Origin of the sequence: Arthrobacter sp. P2b (assembly GCF_900168295.1) — a bacterium.
Taxonomy (GTDB): domain Bacteria; phylum Actinomycetota; class Actinomycetes; order Actinomycetales; family Micrococcaceae; genus Arthrobacter.
In genome coordinates this window covers 1-18332 of record NZ_FVZL01000009.1, presented here as the reverse complement: position 1 = coordinate 18332, position 18332 = coordinate 1, and the positions used below count along the sequence as shown (strand labels likewise).

The window sequence follows — 18332 nt, the reverse complement described above, 5'->3', positions numbered from 1 at the left end:
CGGCAGGACCACGGGAAGCACGGACACCGGCGCATTGAGGTCCTGGTACCCATGCGCTGGGGCGACATGGATGCCTACGGCCACATCAACAACGTGCAGATTGTGCGGATGCTGGAGGAAGCCCGGATCAAGGCCTTCGGGCCTCCACGGGGAGCGGGACTTCCCGGCGTTGAGCCGCAGGTGTCACTCTTCAACGCCGTTCCGGAAGGGACCATGGCGCTGGTGGTGGACCACAAGATCCGCTACGTCAGGACCCTTGAGTACCGCAATATCCCGGCCGTGGTCCAGGTGTGGATCGGCGCCGTCAAGGGCGCCAGCTTCGACATCCACTACCTCGTCAAGGACCCCGTGACCGGGGAGGACTGCGTCAAGGCCAGCACCCACCTGGCCTTCGTGGACGAAGCCACCGGCCGCGTGCAGCGGCTGACTGCCGAACAGAAGGAACGGCTGGCTCCCTACACCCACTAAGCCTCTGGACAAGACTCCAGCGGACAGACTGGACTGGAAACACCCGAACGAAAGGAAACCCAGATGGCCAAGAACAAGACCAGCGCTGCCAGGAAGAAGAAGACCTGGAAGGAGATGTCACCGTCGGCAAAGGCCGGCACCATTGTGGTGGGCATCGCCCAGATGTCGCTGCTGGTGGCTGCGCAGCGGGACATCTCCCGGCGGCCGGATGCCCAGATCAACGGGCCGAAAGCGGCGTGGCGGGCCGCCTCCTTCATCAACTTCATCGGCCCCATGGGCTACTTCATCTTTGGCCGGAAGCGGGGTACCCCCGGCGTATAGGCAGCAGGAAACGGGCGGGCGGCCGGAGGTCAAAAGGTCCCCGCGGGACTGCCCATCCAGGGACGTTTGAGCCGCCGCCCAGCTTGACCCTGTAAATTTGAATCCATGACCCCCGCCTCCACTGCTGCCATGACCCGCGCCCTCGGCATCTCACGAGAGATCGAAGATGCGGCGTGGTTCGTTCTGGGGCCAGGGCTGCAGGGCAAACCGTCGGCCCTGGACGGCAGGACGCTGACCTGGACGTCGGAGGCCGCCGCCGAACTCCTGGACCGGCTGGAACGCGGGACGCCGGACCCCAAAGCGCCCATGATGACCAACCTCCGGCAGAACCTGGACGGCGCGTCCCGCGAGGCGAAGCAACTGGCCGTCGAGCTGCTCTTCCTGCAGTCCCTGCCCCTGGCACACGAGGTGAAGTCCCTCAAGGTCAAGCGTGCCCGGGTAGCTGAGGCCGCTTCATGGCTTGAACCTCCGCTCGAGCTGCCTGACGAGCTTTACCAGGGCATGACGGACCACGGAGTGATCCGGGACCGCACTGCAGAGTTCAACTGGACCATCTGGGACCACCTGAAGTGGCTGTGCCGTTTTGTGCAGCACGTGGACCAGCAGCCTCCGGCACAGATCACCGGTGCCCTGCAGGACCCGCTGAAGTTCCACCGGCTTGCCTCGGCCACTCCGGGTGACCAGCCCGCCATCCGCCGCAGCATCGAGTTCCTGGCCTGGCCCAGCTACTTCGAGCCCGTTGTCGCGGACATTGAGCGGCAGGAAATCCGGGACGCTTTCGCCTCCCTGGTGGGCGGGGCCAAGGGGGACAGCGAAGACGACATCACCGCGGATATCCACCGCATCCGTCTGCATCTGGACGAGCAGGCGGGCCAGCGCATCGACTGGTATGCCCGGCAACTGGTCAGCCAGTGGCGCAAGGTGGGAGACCCCGGCCACCGGGCCTGGCTGCTGCGGACGCACGGCGACAACACCGAACTGCTCACTGCCTGGCAGGGCGAAGAAAAGGTGACCCTCGACGTCGAGCACCTCCGGCTGCTCAACCCGGGCGTCACCGCGGGAGTGGTGCAGCACGCCGTGGACGAGGACTACAAACACCTCGGCTACGTGGAACGCGAGGACACCAAAACCGCCGTCTTCGCCTTCCTCACCGTGATGAAGCCCGGGGACCTGGTGCTGTACCAGCACGCCGGCACGGTGCGGCTGGGCGGCGTGCTCGGGGAACCCGACTACAACGATGACAATCGGCGCCTCCGCCGCAAGGTCCGCTGGTTCGATGAAGGACACCCCACCACAAGCCTGCCCCGGCACGTGCAGCGGCAGCTGGCCACCGCCGGCATCGTGGTGGACGTCACCCGCGTGGCGCAGGCGCTGCAGGCCCTCCTGCCGCCCGAAGCGGAAGCCGAGCCCGACGGCGATGCTGAAGCCGCCGTCGTCGTGCCTCCCGTCCAGGAGGGATTCCGCCCGCTGACCCCGGAATTCGCAGACTCACTGCACATGGAGCTGGAACCGCTGCAGGAGATCGCGGACCTGCTGGAGGAGAACCGGCAGCTGGTCCTGTACGGCCCTCCCGGTACCGGCAAGACCTACCTGGCGAAGCACCTGGCAGCCGAGCTGGCTGACGACACCACCGACGAGCGCGTCAAGCTGGTCCAGTTCCACCCGTCCTACGCCTACGAGGACTTCTTCGAGGGCTACCGGCCGGACAAAACGGACGAGGGCCAGGTGTCCTTCAAGCTGGTGGCCGGGCCGCTGCGGCGCCTCGCAGAAGAGGCCGCCAAGCCCGGGAACGAGAAAAAGCCGTACTTCCTCATCATCGACGAGATGAACCGCGCCAACCTGGCCAAGGTGTTCGGCGAGCTGTACTTCCTGCTGGAATACCGCGACGACCGGATCTACCTGCAGTACAGCCCGAATGAGCCGTTCACCCTGCCGGACAACCTGTACATCATCGGCACAATGAACACCGCGGACCGGTCCATCGCCATGATGGACGCCGCCATCCGCCGCCGTTTTTCCTTCATCGAACTGCACCCGCAGACCGAACCGGTGAAGGGCTCATTGCTTCGGTTCCTGCAGGCCCGGGAGCTGGACACCACCCCGGCGTTGCTGCTGGATGCCTTGAACAGCGCCATCGACGAGTGGGACCGCGACCTGATGATCGGCCCGTCCTACTTCATGAAGCCTGCCGCGCAGACCCCGGCGGGGCTGCGCCGGATATGGAAGTACGAGCTCATGCCCCTCTTGGAAGAGCACTACCACGGCCAGCTCACCCGGGCGCAGCTGGAGGAACGCTTCGGGCTGGACCGGTTGCTGGGACGCCTTGCAGCCGGGTAGCTCCGGCCCGTCCCTGCGGCACCTGGTCCTTGATGAGCTGTCCCGCGGAATGGTGGAACGGCTCGACCCCGCCAGCGCCTCCTTCCTGAACTCCAGCGGCCTGGCCAAAGCCTCGCCCATGGGCATGGGGCTGTACCGGATCGAGCCGGTGGGCAAGGTGGGTTCCGTCCGAACGCCCACCGTGCAGCTGGACGTCCGCCCCAAGGACCGGCTGAGCCTGAGCCGGCTCCTGTTCCTGCTCAGCTACGCCGGCGAGCAGGGCTTCAGGCCGGATACCGTGGCGGCCGTCGAGGACCGGGATTTGTGGAGCGCGCTTGCCGAGTCCTTGGCGCAGCTTGCCGAACGCGCCTTGGGCCGCGGCGTGCTGCAGGGCTACCTCACCGTTGATGAATCGCTGCGGACCGTCAAGGGGCGGATCCGGATTTCGGACCAGATCTCCCGGCGGCCGGGGATGCTGGTGCCGCTGGAAGTCTCGTATGACGAGTTCACCGAGGACATCGCCGAGAACAGGATCCTCCGCGCGGCACTGGAACGGATGGGCCAGATCCCTCGCGTCCGCCCCGAGGTGCTGAGCCGGCTGCGCCTGCTCAAGGGAAAGCTCGACGCCGTCACGCGCCTTCCAGCAGGCGCTCCGCTGCCGCCGTGGAAGCCCACCAGGATGAACCTCGGCTACCACGCGGTGCTAAGGCTGGCCGAACTGATCCTCCGCAACGCGTCGGCGGAAGCGGGGGAGGGCAGGCAGCAGACAGCCTCGTTCGTGGTGGATATGAACCAGGTGTTCGAGGACTTCGTCGGTACCGCCCTGCGTGAGGCGATGGCGGCTTACCCGGGGGAGCTGCGGCTGCGGTACAACGCGCTGCTCAGTGAAGCGGTGCGGGACGCGGACAGGCTGTCGGTCCGCCCGGACGCGGTTCACCTGCTGGGCGGCCGTCCGGTGGTGGTGTACAACGCCAAGTACAAGGCAGCCACCGATGTCGGCGCTTCCCTGACGGCTGACCACTACCAGATGCTGGCCCACAGCACCGCACTGGCAGTGCCCACCGCCTGGCTGGTCTACGCCGGATCGGGTGAGATGAAGCTCCGCCGCATCCTCAACACGGACATCGACATCGTGGAGTTTCCGCTGGACCTGTCCATGGCGCCCGCCGACATCCTCGCCTCGGTCCGCGATCTGGCCCGGCAGTCCTGGGGCGAGGTGGTCCGGCAGGCCCGGTGATTGGGCGCACCGGTGATTGAGCCTGTCGAAATCCAGGTTCCAGCAGATGCGACACTGGAGATGGCTAGACCGGAACCCTGAAGGTGAACGTGGTGCCCTGGCCCAGTGCGCTGTCCACCTCGATGGTCCCGCCGTGCGCTTCGACGATCGCCTTGCTGATGGGCAGGCCCAGCCCCACTCCGGGGATGGCGGTGCGCCGGACGCTGCTGGTGCGGAAGAACTTGGCGAACACTTCAGAAGCGTCTTCGGGGCTCATCCCCATGCCGGTGTCCGTGACGCGGCATGCCAGGTGCCCGTTCTCCTGAGCCAGGGACACCACGACGTTTCCGCCGTCGGGGGAGTACTTGATCGCGTTGGACACAAGGTTGTCCAGGACCTGTGAAATCCGGGCGCCGTCAACATGGGCTTCCAGCCGCTCCGGCGTCTCTGCAGCCAGCACCACCCCGGACGCAACGGCTTTCGGCGTGGCCGACGAAACGCTTGCCCGCACAAGTTCCGCCACGTCCACCGCGTGGGGAGTGACGATCAGCTGGCCGTTGCGGCTGGCGAGCAGGTCGGAAACCAGGGTGAGGAGCCGTTCCGAATTCCGGCGGATGATCTCGAGCATCTGCCGCTGGGACTCCTCCGGCTCGTCGCCGAGCAGGATCTCCACGTAGCCCAGGATGGACGTCAGCGGGGTCCGGAATTCATGGGAGACGCTGGAGACGAAGTCGTCCTTGGCGGTCAATGCGTTCACCAGGTCCGTCACGTCGCTGAAGGCGATCACGGAACCGGCGAACTTCCCGTCGGCGTCCTTCATGGCCCGAGCGGTGGTCACAAAAGCCCGCTGCTCCTTTTCCGCGCCAAGCCACACCAGATAGTCGGTGAAGGTTTCGCCCAGGACGGCGCGGCGGACCGGGCGCTCCTGGACGGGAACCAGTGTCTTGCGGTCAGGGCCGAACACGAGCAGCTGGGACTCGTTGGGGTCCTCGATGTCCTTGGGCCGTGCCAGCTCGTGGTTGGCGCGCTGTTTCCGGTTCATCAGGATGTCATGGCCGTCGGCGTCCACGGCGAGCACGCCCAGGTGGACCGTGTCCAGGACCGTGTTGAGCAACGACTCCTGGCGCTGGCTGGTGAGCAGGTTGGCCTGCAGCTGGGCGTCCTTCTCCTCCAGTTCACGCTGCTGCCGCATCATGCTGAGCGTCAGGACACTGACGGACACACCAATGCCCAGCATCATCACCGGCAGGAGCAGGGAGCGGGCAAAGTCCTGCGCGGTGAAGCTGCCTTTCAGGAGCAGCGGAACCCAGATGATGGCAAGCGGTGCAAGGAAGGAAAGCCACAGGGCCAGGCGGGGGTAGTAGCCGGAGGCGCACCACCAAATAACGGGGAATACTGCCAGGAGGCTGATGCCCGTGAGGCTCTCCTGCCCGCCTTCCCGGCCGAAGGCGATGGAGACGAAGTCGAGCAGGGGGATGGCCAGGAAGCTTGTGTAGGGCAGGCGGTCCCAGGGGACCAGGTAGCACAGGGCCATGAGGACCAGCTGCGACACCAGGAACGTGAGAAAGAACGGGTTGTTCATGGTGGCCGGGAAGAACGCCCACATCAGGAAGGCTGTCAGCAGCGTGGTCACGAAGAGCGGCATCTGGCTCATCGCCACCCGGTCCGTCAGCCGGTATTCATGGAAGGGCCGGCGGAAAAACCGCAACTTGCCCGAGGACCATGCTGTGGGACTAGTCATGGCGTGACGACTTCGGGGACAGGGTGTGCAGGGCCATACCAGCAGGATATCCGCAGGCCGCTATACTTCTGACGTTGGCTGCTGAGGGGACGCTATGAGTGATGCACGTGTGGGACTGGTCATCGAGGATGACCATGACATCCGGGAACTGGTTCGCACGGTACTGACCCAGGCCGGCTTCGACGTGACCGTGGCCAGTACCGGCGCCGAGGGCGTACTGATCGCCAAGCACCTCAATCCGGACGTCATCACCCTTGATCTTGGGCTGCCGGATATCGACGGTTTTGAAGTGTCGCGGCAAATCCGCGAATTCTCCGACGCCTACATCGTGATGCTCACGGCCCGCACCGAGGAGCTGGACACCCTGATTGGGCTTGAGTCCGGCGCCGACGACTACCTCACCAAGCCGTTCCGCCCCAGGGAACTTCGCGCCCGCGTTGCCGCGATGATGCGCCGCCCCCGCTCCGTCCCGGATGCAACAGATACCTTCTCCGTGGAGGCAGCAGCCGAGGGCCACGGACATCCAGAGCGTGGGAACTTCAGCCACAACGGCCTGGAACTGAGCTACGCCTCCCGCACCGTGGTGGTTGACGGCAAAGAGATGAACCTGACCCGCACCGAGTTCGAACTTCTCCACGCCCTGCTCGAGGCGGGCCGGACCGTCCGTACCAAGGCAGACCTGGTGCGCCGGTTGCGGGACGAGGATTACGACGTCGGCAGTTACATCAGCGAGGCCGACGAACGGTCCGTCGAGGTCCACATGGGGAACCTCCGCAAGAAACTTGGGGATTCACCGCAGCAGCCGCGCTGGCTGCAGACGGTCCGCGGCGTGGGCTACCGGCTGGCACCCGGAGAGCACTGAACCTGCAGCCGGTGCATGGTCAACCGGCTGCATTGGTTGATGGGCCGCAGGAACGTGGCCGCCAGCCTGGGCAGGACGACGGCGGCTTCCGCCTCACGCGCTTCGGTGCGGATTTCGCCTTCCAGGTCCGTGGCCAGGCCGGCAAGCCGCTCGGCGCCCACCATCTGGCTGGATGTCTTCAGGCTAAGCACCGCGTCCACCGCGCCCTCCAGGTCTCCGGTGGTCAGGGCCAGCCGCAGGCGGCCGATCCGTTGCGGCAGGCACTCGATGAAGTTCCCCACAAACACCATGGAGTACCCTTCGTCCTCCTCCAGCTCTTCACGGAGCCGGTTGAGGACGGACTGGTCCACCAACGGCCGGGAAGCATCATCTGAAGCGCCCATGAGGCTCCTTTCAGCCGGGGGATGCCACTCCGGGAACAGTGCGGGTGGGTGGGGCATGTGCTCTTTCAGGTTAGGTCTGCTGCCTCGCGGTGGCTGGTTTTCCGGCGAGAATTGTGGGTTTCTTGATAAGGCTGTGGGTTTCAGCGCCACCACGTAAGACAGGGTTTCTTTACACCTGGAAATTGGTTGCAGGCACCGGCCGTCAACACGGAGCGGGACACCTTGTGGCACGGTCCGGGGCGGTCGTGGCCCGGGAGCTGGCTGGCAAGAAGGGATGGCACTGCTCCGGACTGTCGGTGGGGATTTCCGCCCGTAAGGACGACGGGTTCATCCTTCCGCTCCACTATCAAGAAGCCCGGCGGCAAAAGCCAAAGATTGCCTCAAGATGGCTGGCGGCCCTCCAGGAACTCCACCAAGTGGGCTTCCAGCGCCGAGCCGTCCTTGAGCTCGCACTCCCAAACGGTGAGGACTTCCCATCCGGCGTCTTCGAGCTGGCGGCGCTGGCCGGCGTCACGGTCCCTGGTCCGGGAGCGCTTGGCTTCCCAGAATTCCGCGTTGGCCTTGGGGGCGTGCTGGCCCACCCGGCAGTCGTGGAAGTGCCAAAAGCAGCCATTTACGAAGATGACCTTGCGCCGGCCTGCGAACACCAGGTCCGGGTTGCCGGGCAGCCGGCTAGCCCCGGAGCTGCCGTGCAGGCGGTAGCGGTACCCCTTGGCATGAAGCAGCCGGCGCACCAGCAGTTCGGGCTTCGTGTTCTTGCCCCGGATCCTGGACATGTTCCAGCTGCGCTGCTCCGGAGTGAGCTTGTCCGCCATGCCTTAAGTCTAGGAGGCGGGCAGCTCGCCGGAGTCAGCGCTCCGGCTGCTCGCCGAGCTGGAAGTGCCGGCCGCTCACGGACAGCGGCTCGATTTCCACGTAGAAATCCTTCAGGGTTGGAACCCAGGACTTCAGCCCCAGCTCTTCCACCGCCGCCAGTTCCGCCGAATTGCTGAGCACCCGGGCCTTGCCGCGGAGCACCACGGACCAGGCTTCGTCAGACGTGATGCCGTCCGTTTCGAAGAGCACTGTGGCGTTGATGGTCAGCTGGGCCAGCTTGTTGCCCGGCGCCGTCCGCAGGTACACCTTCCGGCCCGACGTCACGTAGTTCACCGGGAAAATGTCCGGCTCGCCGGCGACGGAAACCACCAGCCTGCCGTGCTGCGTGCCCTCAAGGAGGCGCCAGGACTGCTCATCATCGAGTTCCAGGACGGGATTGCCGTCTGCATGTTCAAACATCATGCCGCCATTCTTCTACGTAAGGTAGAAATATGCCAGAGGGTGTTGGATACCGCGCGCTGGACGGACTGATGCTTCTTCCGAACGTGCCTTTCCCGGTGCCGGGTGGGCCCGTCAGGAGGTGGTGGCTCCATGCCGGGAGCACTGCGCCCACCAGCCCAATGGCGAGACCTGCACCTTGAGCCGCCGTCCGCAGCACACGCAAAAGCGTGGAGGCTCCAAGTGCAGCCGTGCCGCGCACTCCAGGTGGAGGTCCGACGGCGGTGCGCTCCCGCCGTCGGACGCTTGCCTATCGAAGGTCCTGCCGCAGAGGCCGCAATGCTGTGCCTCCTGGCCGGGCGTTTGAGGGGCGGTGCTCATAAGGTCTTCTGGAGTTCCTTGATGGGCATGTTGAGGTCCACCAGGAGGTTGAGGTCGGCGGTGGCAGGGCGGCCGAGGGTGGTGAGGTAGTTGCCTACGATGACGGCGTTGATGCCGCCCAGGAGCCCTTCGCGCGTGCCCAAATTGCCGAGGGTCAGCTCGCGGCCGCCGGCGTAGCGCAGGACCGTGCGGGGCATGGCCAGCCGGAAGGCGGCGATGGCGCGGAGGGCGTCCTTGCCGTCTTCGCAGATCAAGATCAACGTCACCAATGCTTACTCCGGCTCGCTGGCGTGGACGAACAGCTTCACCCGGATCACCAAGACGTATCCGGGCCGGATGGTGTTCGTGGTGGTGAACCTGGCGATTGCGCTGGTCCTGATGGAAGCCAACATGTTCGACTTCCTCAACACCATCCTTGGCTTCTACGCGAACTGCGCCATGGCCTGGGTTGTCACTGTGGCGTCCGATATCGCCATCAACAAGTACGTCCTGAAGATCTCGCCCAAGGTGCCCGAGTTCCGCCGGGGAATGCTTTACGCCGTGAACCCGGTGGGCTTCGTGTCCATGCTGGTGTCCGCGGGCATCTCGATCGCTGTGTTCTTCGGGGCATTCGGTTCCGCAATCCAGCCGTATTCGCCGATCTTCGCGGTGGGCCTCGCTGTGGTTCTTCCGCCTCTGCTGGCTCTTCTGACTCGGGGGCGCTACTACCTGCGGCGCACCGACGACGGCATCGACCTGCCCATGTTCGACGCCGACGGGAACCCCAGCGACGCCAAGCTCCTGTGCCACGTCACGGGCATTGAGTTTGAGCGTCCGGACATGGTGCGCTCTGCCCAGGACGGGCCCGACGGCGGCCCGCAGTATGTCTCGTCGCTCGCCTTGTCGACGGACAAGACGGGGGAGTTGGTGCTGCCACCGCAGAAGTAGCTTCTTCTGAGGGAGCCCTTTTCCTATGACTTTTCCTTGGCTTTGTCCGGGTGGTAGAACCGGAAGCGGGTGCCTGTGGATAAGTTTGATCGGTGGATTGTGACGTGGGCTACCCTTAAGGCACTGTCCGGAGTAAGCCGTCTTGAAACTACTGGGGGAATAGCGGCCATGACATCACTCAACGTCTTTATGTCCCGTGGCTTTATGTCCCGCGGCTTGCGGTCCGGAGCAGTTGTGTTTGCTGCTGCTACTTGCCTGGCGTTGGCGGGTTGCGCTGGCGGAGCACCTGCAGATCCCGGTACCTCGTCCCCAGCGCCTACAACTTCTGCCACCTCCGACCCAACTCCGTCCCCAACGCCCACACCCAGCGCGGTGTACAAACCCGCCGACGCGTCCGGCCCCGCCCAAAACGTCCCCGTTCCAGTCCTGCCCGAGGTCGCAAAGACGGAGACGAAGGAAGGCGCTGAAGCATTTACTAAGTATTGGTTCTCGGTCCTGAGCTATGCATACGAGACGGGTGACACCGCTGCCCTATCGAAGCTGTCCAAAGCTGAATGCTCTTTTTGTCAGGGACTCATCAGCGATATTGAAGCTGCTTGGGCGGAGGGCAGATGGATTTCTGGCGGCCAAATAGAAATTCCGGTTGCAACCGCAAAGCCGTCAGCTGACGGCGATACGCAAGTCGTTCTTCAGGTGCTGCAGAAAGAACTCCTTATCCATAACCAAGACGGCAGCCCATATCAAGAGAAGACAGCTGCAACGAATGCGGGAAGCGTTGCGATGGTGAATTTCGCCGGTGCAGAATGGGTGGTCAACGACCTAGGGCTGATCCGGTAAACATGCATTACATGGGCAAGGTCCTCGCAATCCTCGCCTGCTGCGTGGTGTTTTTGACGAGCTCTCTTTTGACTGCCTATGCGGAAGAGGCGTCAAAAGAGAGGCCACATATCGGTGGGGGTTTCGTTGACTCCGGGCTTCAAATGGGTGCTGATAACTGGGGAACTGACCCCGACACTGGCGAATTTGTTCGCATTGGACCAACCACTGTGAGCACCGACCCCAATGAGTACAAATACGAACTTCAATGCCACCTGGGTGGCGGCGACTTTGATACTGAATGCCTTGGGCGCCAGGTGGAGTGCACTAACGGGCCGGACGGTGAAGAAGGCATTCCTGTCATTTGGTACTCGAAGCCGCGGGGTGTTCCTGGCGCAGTCTGGGCGATCCACTCCGGCCCAACCTGCCTCTATGACGCTCGGCCCGAGGACCTGCTGCCCCGAATCGCAGCCGATATCCAGCGGGAGTTCCAGAGCCTTCCAATCAGTGCCGGGACAGTCGTGGCCCAGCCCAGCCCGCACACGCTGCGAGGTGCTGAGACAAACTTCTACGCCGAAGCCATCGAACAGCAGTTCGACATCACGATGTTCGGCCAGGCCGTGCATGTGGTGGCAACCCCGGTCCAATACACCTGGAATTACGGCGACGGCACGGTGTTCGGCCCACAGCCCTCAATGGGTGGCCCGCTCCCACAGGACCGGTGGGGTGAAAAGACGCGGACAAGCCACGCCTACGGCGAAACCGGCGACTTCCAAGTAGTACTGACCACGTCTTTCCAGGGAACGTACTCCGTCAATGCCGGCCCGCCCCTGCCCATCCCCGGCCAGGGACAGTTCAATGCTCCGCCGCAGACTGTCAGCGTCTGGCGTTCCCTGACCCGCAACTACGCTGACGACTGCAACGCTAACCCGCAAGGCCAGGGCTGCCCGGGAGTGGCAACACCGCCCTAGTAAGCGGATGACCCGGTGTGATTCCGGTCGCACCCGGAATAGTTGCACGCGCGCCCCAGTTGGCATGAACAGTACGAACTTCAGCCTTCGAAAGGAACTGCGCATGCTGTTTTCCCCTCTCACCCTCGGCGAACTTGAGCTTCCCAACCGCTTGGTCATGGCGCCCTTGACCCGGCTCCGCGCGGGTGAGGAAGGTGTCCCCGGCCCCCTCCTCGTCGAGCATTACCGCCAGCGCGCCTCCTTGGGGCTTATCGTCAGCGAAGGCACCTACCCCAGCCCGGCGGGCCGCTCCTACCCGGGCCAGCCCGGCATCGTCACCGAGGAACAGGTAGCGGGGTGGAAGAAGGTCACCGACGCCGTCCATGCAGAGGGCGGCCGGATGTTCGCGCAAATCATGCACGGCGGCCGGGTCTCGCACCCGGACATCACCGGCGGCCACCCGCTCGTGGCGCCGAGCGCCGTCGCCATTGAAGGTGAAGTCCGGACCCCCTCCGGAAAGCAGCCCTACCCCGTGCCGCACGCCCTCACCACCGACGAACTGCCCCTGCTGATCCAGGAAATCGTCAACGCCTCACTGAACGCCGTGGAAGCCGGCTTCGACGGCGTCGAGCTGCACTCGGCCAACGGCTATCTCCTGCATGAATTCCTGGCCCCCAACTCCAACGTCCGGACCGACAGCTACGGCGGCTCCCCGGAAAACCGGGCGCGTTTTGTCATCGAGACAGTCAACGCGGTAGTGGCCGCGCTGGGTGCAAACCGGGTGGGCATCCGGATCTCCCCGGAGCACAACGTCCAGGGCATCTCCGAGACCGACGCCGCCGACGTCCGCGCCACCTATGAAGTCCTGGTGGACAGCATCGCCCCGCTCAACCTTGCCTACCTGAGCATCCTGCACCACGAACCCACGGGTGAACTGGTCCAGGACCTCCGCGCCCGTTTCGGCGGCACGTTCCTGGTCAACACCGGATTCGGTGTCATCACCACGCGTGAGGAAGCAGTCAACCTTGTCGCTGAGGGCCACGCCGACGCTGTGGTGGTGGGCCGTCCCGCCATCGCCAACCCGGATCTCGCCCGCCGCTGGAAGGAAAGCCTGCCGTTGAACCAGCCGGACCCGTCCACGTTCTACGCCGAGGGCGCCGAAGGCTACACGGACTACCCCGTCTACCAAAGCTAAGCAGCCCGAATTCGCGACAACGGCGGCACCCGGCTTTGGGTGCCGCCGTTGTTGGCTGCCGGTGTGCTGGGACCGGCAACGAGAGCCCAAGGCCATCCGACGACCTTCGGCTTTTATTCAATTTGGCCCGCCGGGCCCCTCTGGAAGCCGGCGGTGATCAGATGCTACTCCATCGAATGGACTTTTACTAGGCCTTAAGTGGGACAAGATTCAAGGGCGGAAACACTGGCTACAAAACCGCCTCCCGGCCCGTCCCTTCTGTCATGACCAGCCTGCCGTCCTCGATCGACACGAGCACGCTTTTGGGCTTGCCGCTGACCTTCGTGATCGCCTTAAGGCCGCGGTTGGTCACCTCAACCCCCACGTGCGCGCCCTTCGCCGGCAGCTCCACCGAAACCTCGGACGCTATGCCGAGGATGGGGTTGGTGGAAACGCCGAGCTCCCGCCACGCCTGTTTACCGTTGACCGTCACGGTGACATTGGCTTCCTCGAACCCCTCCTGAAACACAACAAGCAGTTCGCGCATGGCGGCCTCTTCCCTGAGCAGTGGGTGCCTGTGACGGCACCTCCACTACAGCACTTTGCGGGCGGGAGCGGAATACCCTTGCCCGGCACCATTCGGACGCCCTGCAACGGCTGCCAGCTCACTCCGCGGTGGAACCGGCAGTGGAGCCGGACAGGCGGGTAAGGCAAGATGTTCTGGTGACTCAACTGCCGCAAGCGCCCTCTTCCGTTGCATCTGCTGCCTCAAAGCCGGACGACGCCATCTACGCCCAGATCGCTGAAGAGCTGGGCGTGAAGGCCTGGCAGGTGAAGGCGGCTGTCGAGCTGCTCGACGGCGGGTCGACAGTCCCGTTCATCGCCCGGTACCGCAAGGAAGCCACCGGGACGCTCGATGACACCCAGCTCCGTGAACTCGACGACCGCCTGCGCTACCTCCGCGAACTGGCGGACCGCCGTCGTGCCGTCCTCGAAGCGATCGAAGCGCAAGGCCAACTCACCCCCGAGCTGAAGAAGGCGGTGCTCGCTGCGGACACGAAGTCGCGGCTCGAGGACATCTACCTGCCCTTCAAATCCAAGCGACGGACCAAAGCGCAGATTGCGCGCGAAGCAGGCCTGGAACCCCTCGCCGATGCCCTCCTGAAGCGTCCGGACCTCGACCCCGATCGTGAAGCCGCGAAGTACCTGAACACCGCACACGCCATTGGGGATGCCGCCGCAGCGCTCGCCGGTGCCCGCGCCATTTTGGTGGAGCGGGTGGCGCAGGACCCGGACCTCGCCGCCAACCTCCGCGAGCGGCTGTGGACGCAGGGCCGGATGGTGTCCCGCGTGAAGAAGGGCAAGGAAACCGAGGGCCAGAAGTTCGCCGACTACTTCGACTTCGCCCAGGCACCCGCCGGCATGCCGTCCCACCGGGTCCTCGCACTGCTGCGCGGGGAAAAGGATGGCGTCCTTGAGCTCGACCTCGCCGAGGCAGATCCGGCGGACGACGACGCCCTGGCCGCCGCCCGCTCACGGTACGAGTCCGCGGTGGCAAGGTGCCTCGGGGTCGCCGACCGCCGCCGTCCCGCCGATGCGTGGCTGATGCAGACCGCGCAGCTGGCCTGGCGGTCCCGGGTTCTGGCCAGGCTCACGGCCGACCTCCGCGGCAGGATGTTCGCCGCGGCCGAGGACGAAGCCGTCCGGGTGTTCGCAGCCAACCTGCGCGACGTCCTGCTGGCCGCCCCTGCGGGTAACCGCGCCACGCTTGGCTTGGATCCGGGCCTGCGCACGGGCGTAAAGGTCGCGGTGGTGGACGGCACGGGAAAGGTCGTGGCCACCGATACGGTGTACCCGCACGCTCCGGCCCGGAAGTGGGACGAAGCATTGGCGACGCTGGAGCGGCTGGCGCGGCAGCACGCCGTCGAGCTCGTGGCGATCGGCAACGGCACGGCGTCGCGGGAGACGGACAAGCTCGCAGCCGAGCTGATCAAGCGGCTGCCCAACGTGGACCGGAAGCCACAGAAGCTTGTGGTCTCCGAAGCCGGGGCGTCCGTCTATTCCGCATCCGCGCTCGCAGCCGCCGAATTGCCGGGCATGGACGTTTCCCTGCGCGGCGCGGTGTCCATCGCCCGGCGCCTGCAGGATCCGCTCGCTGAACTGGTGAAGATCGACCCGAAGTCCATCGGCGTGGGCCAGTACCAGCATGACGTGACGGCATCGAAACTCGACCGGAGCCTGGACGCCGTGGTGGAGGACTGCGTGAACGCGGTGGGGGTGGACGTCAACACCGCCTCACCCGCGCTCCTGAGCCGGGTGGCCGGCGTCGGGCCCTTGCTGAGCGAAAACATCGTGGCCTACCGGAACCAGAACGGCCCGTTCGCGAAGCGCGCCGACCTCAAGAAGGTGCCGCGGCTGGGTGCCAAAGCTTTCGAGCAGTGTGCCGGCTTCCTGCGGATCACCGGGGGAGCGGAGCCGCTGGACGCTTCCAGCGTTCACCCGGAGGCTTACGCTGTGGCACGCAAGATCCTCGTTGCGGCCGGCTCAGCACCGGCTTCTTCACTGGATCCGCGGGACTTCGTGGATGACACATTCGGCCTGCCTACGGTCACTGACATCCTCACCGAACTGGACAAGCCGGGACGCGACCCGCGCCCTGCCTTTGCTGCGGCGACGTTCTCCGAGGGCATCGAGAAGATTTCCGACCTCAAGCCCGGGATGGTGCTGGAGGGAACGGTGACCAACGTTGCGGCCTTCGGCGCGTTTGTGGACGTGGGCGTGCACCAGGATGGGCTGGTCCACGTCTCGGCCCTGGCCAACCGATTCGTATCCGATCCCCGCGAGGTGGTGAAGTCCGGGCAGGTGGTCCGGGTGAAGGTTCTGGAGGCGGACCCCGAGCGTAAGAGGATTTCCCTGACGTTGAGGCTCGACGACGAACCTTCCTCGGGCGGGCAGGGATCCAGGGGAGGCGGTGCTGGAAGGGCCGGGTCCGGACGGCCGGGTTCGGGACAACCTGGATCGGGAAGAGCAGGTTCCGGACAGCCAGGTGCTGGAAGGTCTGAGGGACGGCCGGCCGCGGAGCGTGGTGGAGCACAGAAGTCCGGTGGTTCCGGCCGGCAGGATCCGCAGCGGTCCGGCGGCCAGAAGCCGCCTAATCCCCCTGGGGGACGTGGCCAGTCGCCTAAGCCCGCACCCGTGAATACGGCAATGGCCGAGGCCCTCCGTAAGGCCGGCCTCGGTAAGTAGCGGCTTCTCTCCGGGGAGGCGATCCCTCCTGGGTGGCGGCATGCTGGCGGGCGGTGTTTCGGCGGAGCGGGGCCGGTCAGGCCAGCGACAACACGAATGCCAGGACGAACCCGGCCGCGGTGCTGAGCGCGACGGCCGGGCCGCCGTGTTCGTAGGCCTCGGGCATTAGTGTGTCTGCCAGGGAAGCGATGACGGCGCCGGCAGCGAATGCCAACGGTATCGAGATGGCCTCCGGGTCCGTTCCTGACAGCGGCCCGGCGCCGACAACAACGGCGACGACCAGCAAGGCCGCACAGCCCAGCCAGAGAGCCAGGATACTGCCGGTTGAACGCCCTTGGCTTCGCATGGAAGCTGAGCCGACAAGGGCTTCCGGGAAGTTGGAGACAAAGATGGCCGCGAGCAGGGCCAACCCACCGGTGCCTTCACCCAGGGCGATTCCCAGGGCAACGTTCTCCGGCACTCCGTCCAGGGTCACCGCGGCCAACAAAGCCAGCCCTGCCGCTCCCCGTGTTGAGGCAGAAGTGGGAGCTCTATCGGACGCGGCGGCATCCGTATCGAGTTTGGCGCTGCCTTGGAACTCGTCCGCAGGCGTGGCCTGCTCCTGCTTTCCGGGTTGCGCCCAACGGTCCAGCAAAGCGCTGAGGACCGTGAACACCACCGCGCCACCTATCAGCCCGATGGCTGCGCGGATGATCCCGCCACGTTCATAGGCATCTTCGAACAGTTCGAAGGCCAGTGCTGTGATCAGCGCCCCGGCGGCGAACGCCAGAAGCATGGCGAGGAGTCGCTTCGGAAGTTCAAACCGGACACCAATGAAGGCACCCAGAACCAATGCACTGGATGCTATGACGCCGAACCACAGCGACATCAACATGCGGTCAGTATAGGAGTGCTGCGCTGACGTGGGAATACGCAATTAGTACAGGCTGGGAGAGGTGACTTTCGATGATGGTGCGTTTCTGCAAAGGTGGGTTCATGACTTACTTCCTGGAGTACACCATTCCTGCCGCGTCCCCCGATGCCGAGTTTGAGTTTCCCCATGATGAGATCAACTCCGGCACCACGATCCCTTTGACCCAGACGGACGCCGAGGTGGTGCACACCCCCGAGCTTCCCGCGCGGACGGGCATCATCGGAGCCACCGCCCCTGAGGCAAAGCTTGAAGCGGAACAGCTGATCACCCACAGCCGCGCTTCCGAGGCGTCGCTGTACTTCGACCCTTCCAACTCGTTGCAGCCCGGGGTAGGCACGCTCGTGGCGACCTTCAGCGAAGGACAAGGCTGGCGGGACGCCTAAGCCCCAGGCAGCTTGCCACGGTGTCTTACCACCCGGGGCCGGCCGAACCTGGTCCGCACTCCGGGTGAGTAGAGGACAGAATCCGGCGGACCGCTCACACTGATGCCTGCCGACTGCACGAGGTCGTCCTGAAGGTCATGGAGTTGTGCCGCGTAAAGCGGCCACGGTTCATGGGTGTTCGGGATGTAGATTGTCCGGCCTCGGAATCTGCCGTGCATGCCGAACCTTGCAGTGAGGTGGATGGACAGCGGGTCATCGACCGGAGTCCCGAGGTCAGGAATGACGCTGAACGTGCTGTGTGCTCCCTGCCTGAATCGTCTGACGGAGTAGCCTGTGATTTCCTCCGGCGCGCGCCCGGACCTGGCCTCCCGGTAGCTTATCCGCGACCAGACGTAGGGTATTTCGGCTGCCCGTGCTGCGAGGACTACGGGCAGCCGGTTCGCGTCCAGACTCAGGAAAACGACGCCGCGGGTTCCGTCCGGTTCCCTTGAGTAGAGGCGCACGTTGACCTCATTGAAGCTCCCAAAATAAGGAACTCCGGGGCCGCCGCCGATGCCTGCATCCTTCATGCGAAAGCCGATAAGGCCCACCCATGACGTTCCATCAAAGAGGTCCGGCCGTACTCCTGCCGGCATAAAGCGGGCAGCCACCGGTTCGGGTATCCGCCAGTGCAGGAAAATGGCGTCAGTCCAGCGCTGGTCCATGACGGCGGGCGGGGGCAATTCAGGAGGGGCAGGCCAAAAGGCTGCTGCATCCACACGATCCGTCATGTGCAGGTTCCCTTCTTTGCGGCTCTTCACGGCTCTTTGCGGCCGACCGCTCCGAACCCGTTTGCTCATGATCCCTTGGAACCGCTCGTCCAGCATGAAACACCCGCTTTATTCCTTGGGGTGGGGTGGTGGTGGGGGTTTGAAGTAGTGGTTTTGTTGGGGTTTTTGGGGGGGGTCGATGTGGGGTGGGGGGATGAATGTTGGGGTGCCG

General features: G+C 64.8%; 17 protein-coding genes and 2 pseudogenes. 11 read left to right on the top strand and 8 right to left on the bottom strand.

Annotated features, from left to right (window positions below):
• The first annotated feature begins 51 nt into the window (after positions 1 to 51).
• The 4 genes from B5520_RS14465 (at position 52) to B5520_RS14450 (ending at position 4342) form a co-directional block, all read left to right on the top strand.
• A complete protein-coding gene (locus B5520_RS14465; RefSeq protein WP_079597886.1) occupies positions 52 to 468 on the top strand; it encodes an acyl-CoA thioesterase in 417 nt (138 codons plus the stop codon).
• Positions 469 to 531: 63 nt separating this feature from the next.
• Positions 532 to 789, top strand: a complete 258-nt coding sequence (locus B5520_RS14460; protein WP_079597780.1) for a PLDc N-terminal domain-containing protein — start codon at positions 532 to 534, stop codon at positions 787 to 789.
• Between the two features lie 105 nt (positions 790 to 894).
• Positions 895 to 3126 (top strand): McrB family protein, encoded by a 2232-nt coding sequence (locus B5520_RS14455; RefSeq protein ID WP_079597779.1) that lies wholly within the window; start codon positions 895 to 897, stop codon positions 3124 to 3126.
• On the top strand, positions 3113 to 4342 hold the full coding sequence (locus B5520_RS14450) for a 5-methylcytosine restriction system specificity protein McrC (RefSeq protein ID WP_079597778.1): 1230 nt from the start codon (positions 3113 to 3115) through the stop codon (positions 4340 to 4342). Before B5520_RS14455 ends, B5520_RS14450 begins: the two co-directional genes overlap by 14 nt.
• 64 nt (positions 4343 to 4406) lie before the next feature.
• On the opposite strand, the gene B5520_RS14445 is transcribed toward B5520_RS14450, so the two are convergent.
• Entirely contained in the window at positions 4407 to 6062 is a 1656-nt protein-coding gene (locus B5520_RS14445; protein WP_079597777.1) for a sensor histidine kinase, read from the bottom strand.
• Positions 6063 to 6156: 94 nt separating this feature from the next.
• Here B5520_RS14445 and B5520_RS14440 point away from each other — a divergent pair, with 94 nt between their 5' ends.
• Positions 6157 to 6924: a response regulator transcription factor gene (locus B5520_RS14440; protein ID WP_176156876.1), complete on the top strand. Its 768-nt coding sequence runs from the start codon at positions 6157 to 6159 to the stop codon at positions 6922 to 6924.
• Here B5520_RS14440 and B5520_RS14435 read toward each other — a convergent pair.
• The 4 genes and pseudogenes from B5520_RS14435 to B5520_RS14415 all read right to left on the bottom strand — a co-directional run.
• Positions 6897 to 7307, bottom strand: a complete 411-nt coding sequence (locus tag B5520_RS14435; protein ID WP_079597775.1) for an Hpt domain-containing protein — start codon at positions 7305 to 7307, stop codon at positions 6897 to 6899. The two genes, B5520_RS14440 and B5520_RS14435, sit on opposite strands and share 28 nt — an antisense overlap.
• Positions 7308 to 7687: 380 nt before the next feature.
• Positions 7688 to 8122, bottom strand: coding sequence for a very short patch repair endonuclease (locus tag B5520_RS14430; RefSeq protein ID WP_079597774.1), 435 nt, complete (start codon positions 8120 to 8122; stop codon positions 7688 to 7690).
• A gap of 34 nt (positions 8123 to 8156) precedes the next feature.
• On the bottom strand, positions 8157 to 8585 hold the full coding sequence (locus tag B5520_RS14425) for a pyridoxamine 5'-phosphate oxidase family protein (RefSeq protein ID WP_079597773.1): 429 nt from the start codon (positions 8583 to 8585) through the stop codon (positions 8157 to 8159).
• 353 nt (positions 8586 to 8938) lie between these two features.
• Positions 8939 to 9184, bottom strand: a pseudogene (locus tag B5520_RS14415) (biotin synthase BioB); the annotation flags it as partial.
• Between the two features lies 1 nt (position 9185).
• Here B5520_RS14415 and B5520_RS14410 point away from each other — a divergent pair.
• The 4 genes and pseudogenes from B5520_RS14410 to B5520_RS14395 form a co-directional block, all read left to right on the top strand.
• Positions 9186 to 9869, top strand: a pseudogene (locus B5520_RS14410) (hypothetical protein); the annotation flags it as partial.
• Between the two features lie 372 nt (positions 9870 to 10241).
• Entirely contained in the window at positions 10242 to 10706 is a 465-nt protein-coding gene (locus tag B5520_RS14405) for a DUF6318 family protein (RefSeq protein WP_176156875.1), read from the top strand.
• 209 nt (positions 10707 to 10915) lie between these two features.
• Entirely contained in the window at positions 10916 to 11656 is a 741-nt protein-coding gene (locus B5520_RS14400) for a hypothetical protein (protein ID WP_254865581.1), read from the top strand.
• 103 nt (positions 11657 to 11759) lie between these two features.
• Positions 11760 to 12830: an alkene reductase gene (locus B5520_RS14395; protein WP_079597771.1), complete on the top strand. Its 1071-nt coding sequence runs from the start codon at positions 11760 to 11762 to the stop codon at positions 12828 to 12830.
• Between the two features lie 229 nt (positions 12831 to 13059).
• Here B5520_RS14395 and B5520_RS14390 read toward each other — a convergent pair whose 3' ends face one another.
• On the bottom strand, positions 13060 to 13356 hold the full coding sequence (locus B5520_RS14390) for a hypothetical protein (protein WP_254865580.1): 297 nt from the start codon (positions 13354 to 13356) through the stop codon (positions 13060 to 13062).
• 176 nt (positions 13357 to 13532) lie between these two features.
• Here B5520_RS14390 and B5520_RS14385 point away from each other — a divergent pair, with 176 nt between their 5' ends.
• Positions 13533 to 16055, top strand: coding sequence for a Tex family protein (locus B5520_RS14385; RefSeq protein WP_079597769.1), 2523 nt, complete (start codon positions 13533 to 13535; stop codon positions 16053 to 16055).
• Positions 16056 to 16131: 76 nt separating this feature from the next.
• Here B5520_RS14385 and B5520_RS14380 read toward each other — a convergent pair whose 3' ends face one another.
• Positions 16132 to 16929, bottom strand: coding sequence for a ZIP family metal transporter (locus B5520_RS14380; RefSeq protein ID WP_079597768.1), 798 nt, complete (start codon positions 16927 to 16929; stop codon positions 16132 to 16134).
• Between the two features lie 101 nt (positions 16930 to 17030).
• On the opposite strand from B5520_RS14380, the gene B5520_RS14375 reads away from it, so the two are divergent.
• Complete coding sequence (locus tag B5520_RS14375) at positions 17031 to 17351, top strand: hypothetical protein (protein ID WP_079597767.1); 321 nt, start codon at positions 17031 to 17033, stop codon at positions 17349 to 17351.
• Here B5520_RS14375 and B5520_RS14370 read toward each other — a convergent pair.
• Entirely contained in the window at positions 17348 to 18121 is a 774-nt protein-coding gene (locus B5520_RS14370) for a YqjF family protein (protein ID WP_176156874.1), read from the bottom strand. The genes B5520_RS14375 and B5520_RS14370 overlap by 4 nt on opposite strands.
• Positions 18122 to 18332: the final 211 nt, after the last annotated feature.

Excerpts from the sequence above, each read along its gene's own strand:
- B5520_RS14435 (WP_079597775.1), bottom strand. The coding sequence starts at position 7,307 with ATGGGCGCTTCAGATGATGCTTCCCGGCCGTTGGTGGACCAGTCCGTC.
- B5520_RS14445 (WP_079597777.1), bottom strand. The coding sequence starts at position 6,062 with ATGACTAGTCCCACAGCATGGTCCTCGGGCAAGTTGCGGTTTTTCCGC.
- B5520_RS14425 (WP_079597773.1), bottom strand. The coding sequence starts at position 8,585 with ATGATGTTTGAACATGCAGACGGCAATCCCGTCCTGGAACTCGATGAT.
- B5520_RS14455 (WP_079597779.1), top strand. The coding sequence starts at position 895 with ATGACCCCCGCCTCCACTGCTGCCATGACCCGCGCCCTCGGCATCTCA.
- B5520_RS14370 (WP_176156874.1), bottom strand. The coding sequence starts at position 18,121 with ATGACGGATCGTGTGGATGCAGCAGCCTTTTGGCCTGCCCCTCCTGAA.
- B5520_RS14465 (WP_079597886.1), top strand. The coding sequence starts at position 52 with ATGCGCTGGGGCGACATGGATGCCTACGGCCACATCAACAACGTGCAG.
- B5520_RS14460 (WP_079597780.1), top strand. The coding sequence starts at position 532 with ATGGCCAAGAACAAGACCAGCGCTGCCAGGAAGAAGAAGACCTGGAAG.
- B5520_RS14395 (WP_079597771.1), top strand. The coding sequence starts at position 11,760 with ATGCTGTTTTCCCCTCTCACCCTCGGCGAACTTGAGCTTCCCAACCGC.
- B5520_RS14375 (WP_079597767.1), top strand. The coding sequence starts at position 17,031 with ATGACTTACTTCCTGGAGTACACCATTCCTGCCGCGTCCCCCGATGCC.
- B5520_RS14440 (WP_176156876.1), top strand. The coding sequence starts at position 6,157 with ATGAGTGATGCACGTGTGGGACTGGTCATCGAGGATGACCATGACATC.
- B5520_RS14380 (WP_079597768.1), bottom strand. The coding sequence starts at position 16,929 with ATGTTGATGTCGCTGTGGTTCGGCGTCATAGCATCCAGTGCATTGGTT.
- B5520_RS14390 (WP_254865580.1), bottom strand. The coding sequence starts at position 13,356 with ATGCGCGAACTGCTTGTTGTGTTTCAGGAGGGGTTCGAGGAAGCCAAT.
- B5520_RS14430 (WP_079597774.1), bottom strand. The coding sequence starts at position 8,122 with ATGGCGGACAAGCTCACTCCGGAGCAGCGCAGCTGGAACATGTCCAGG.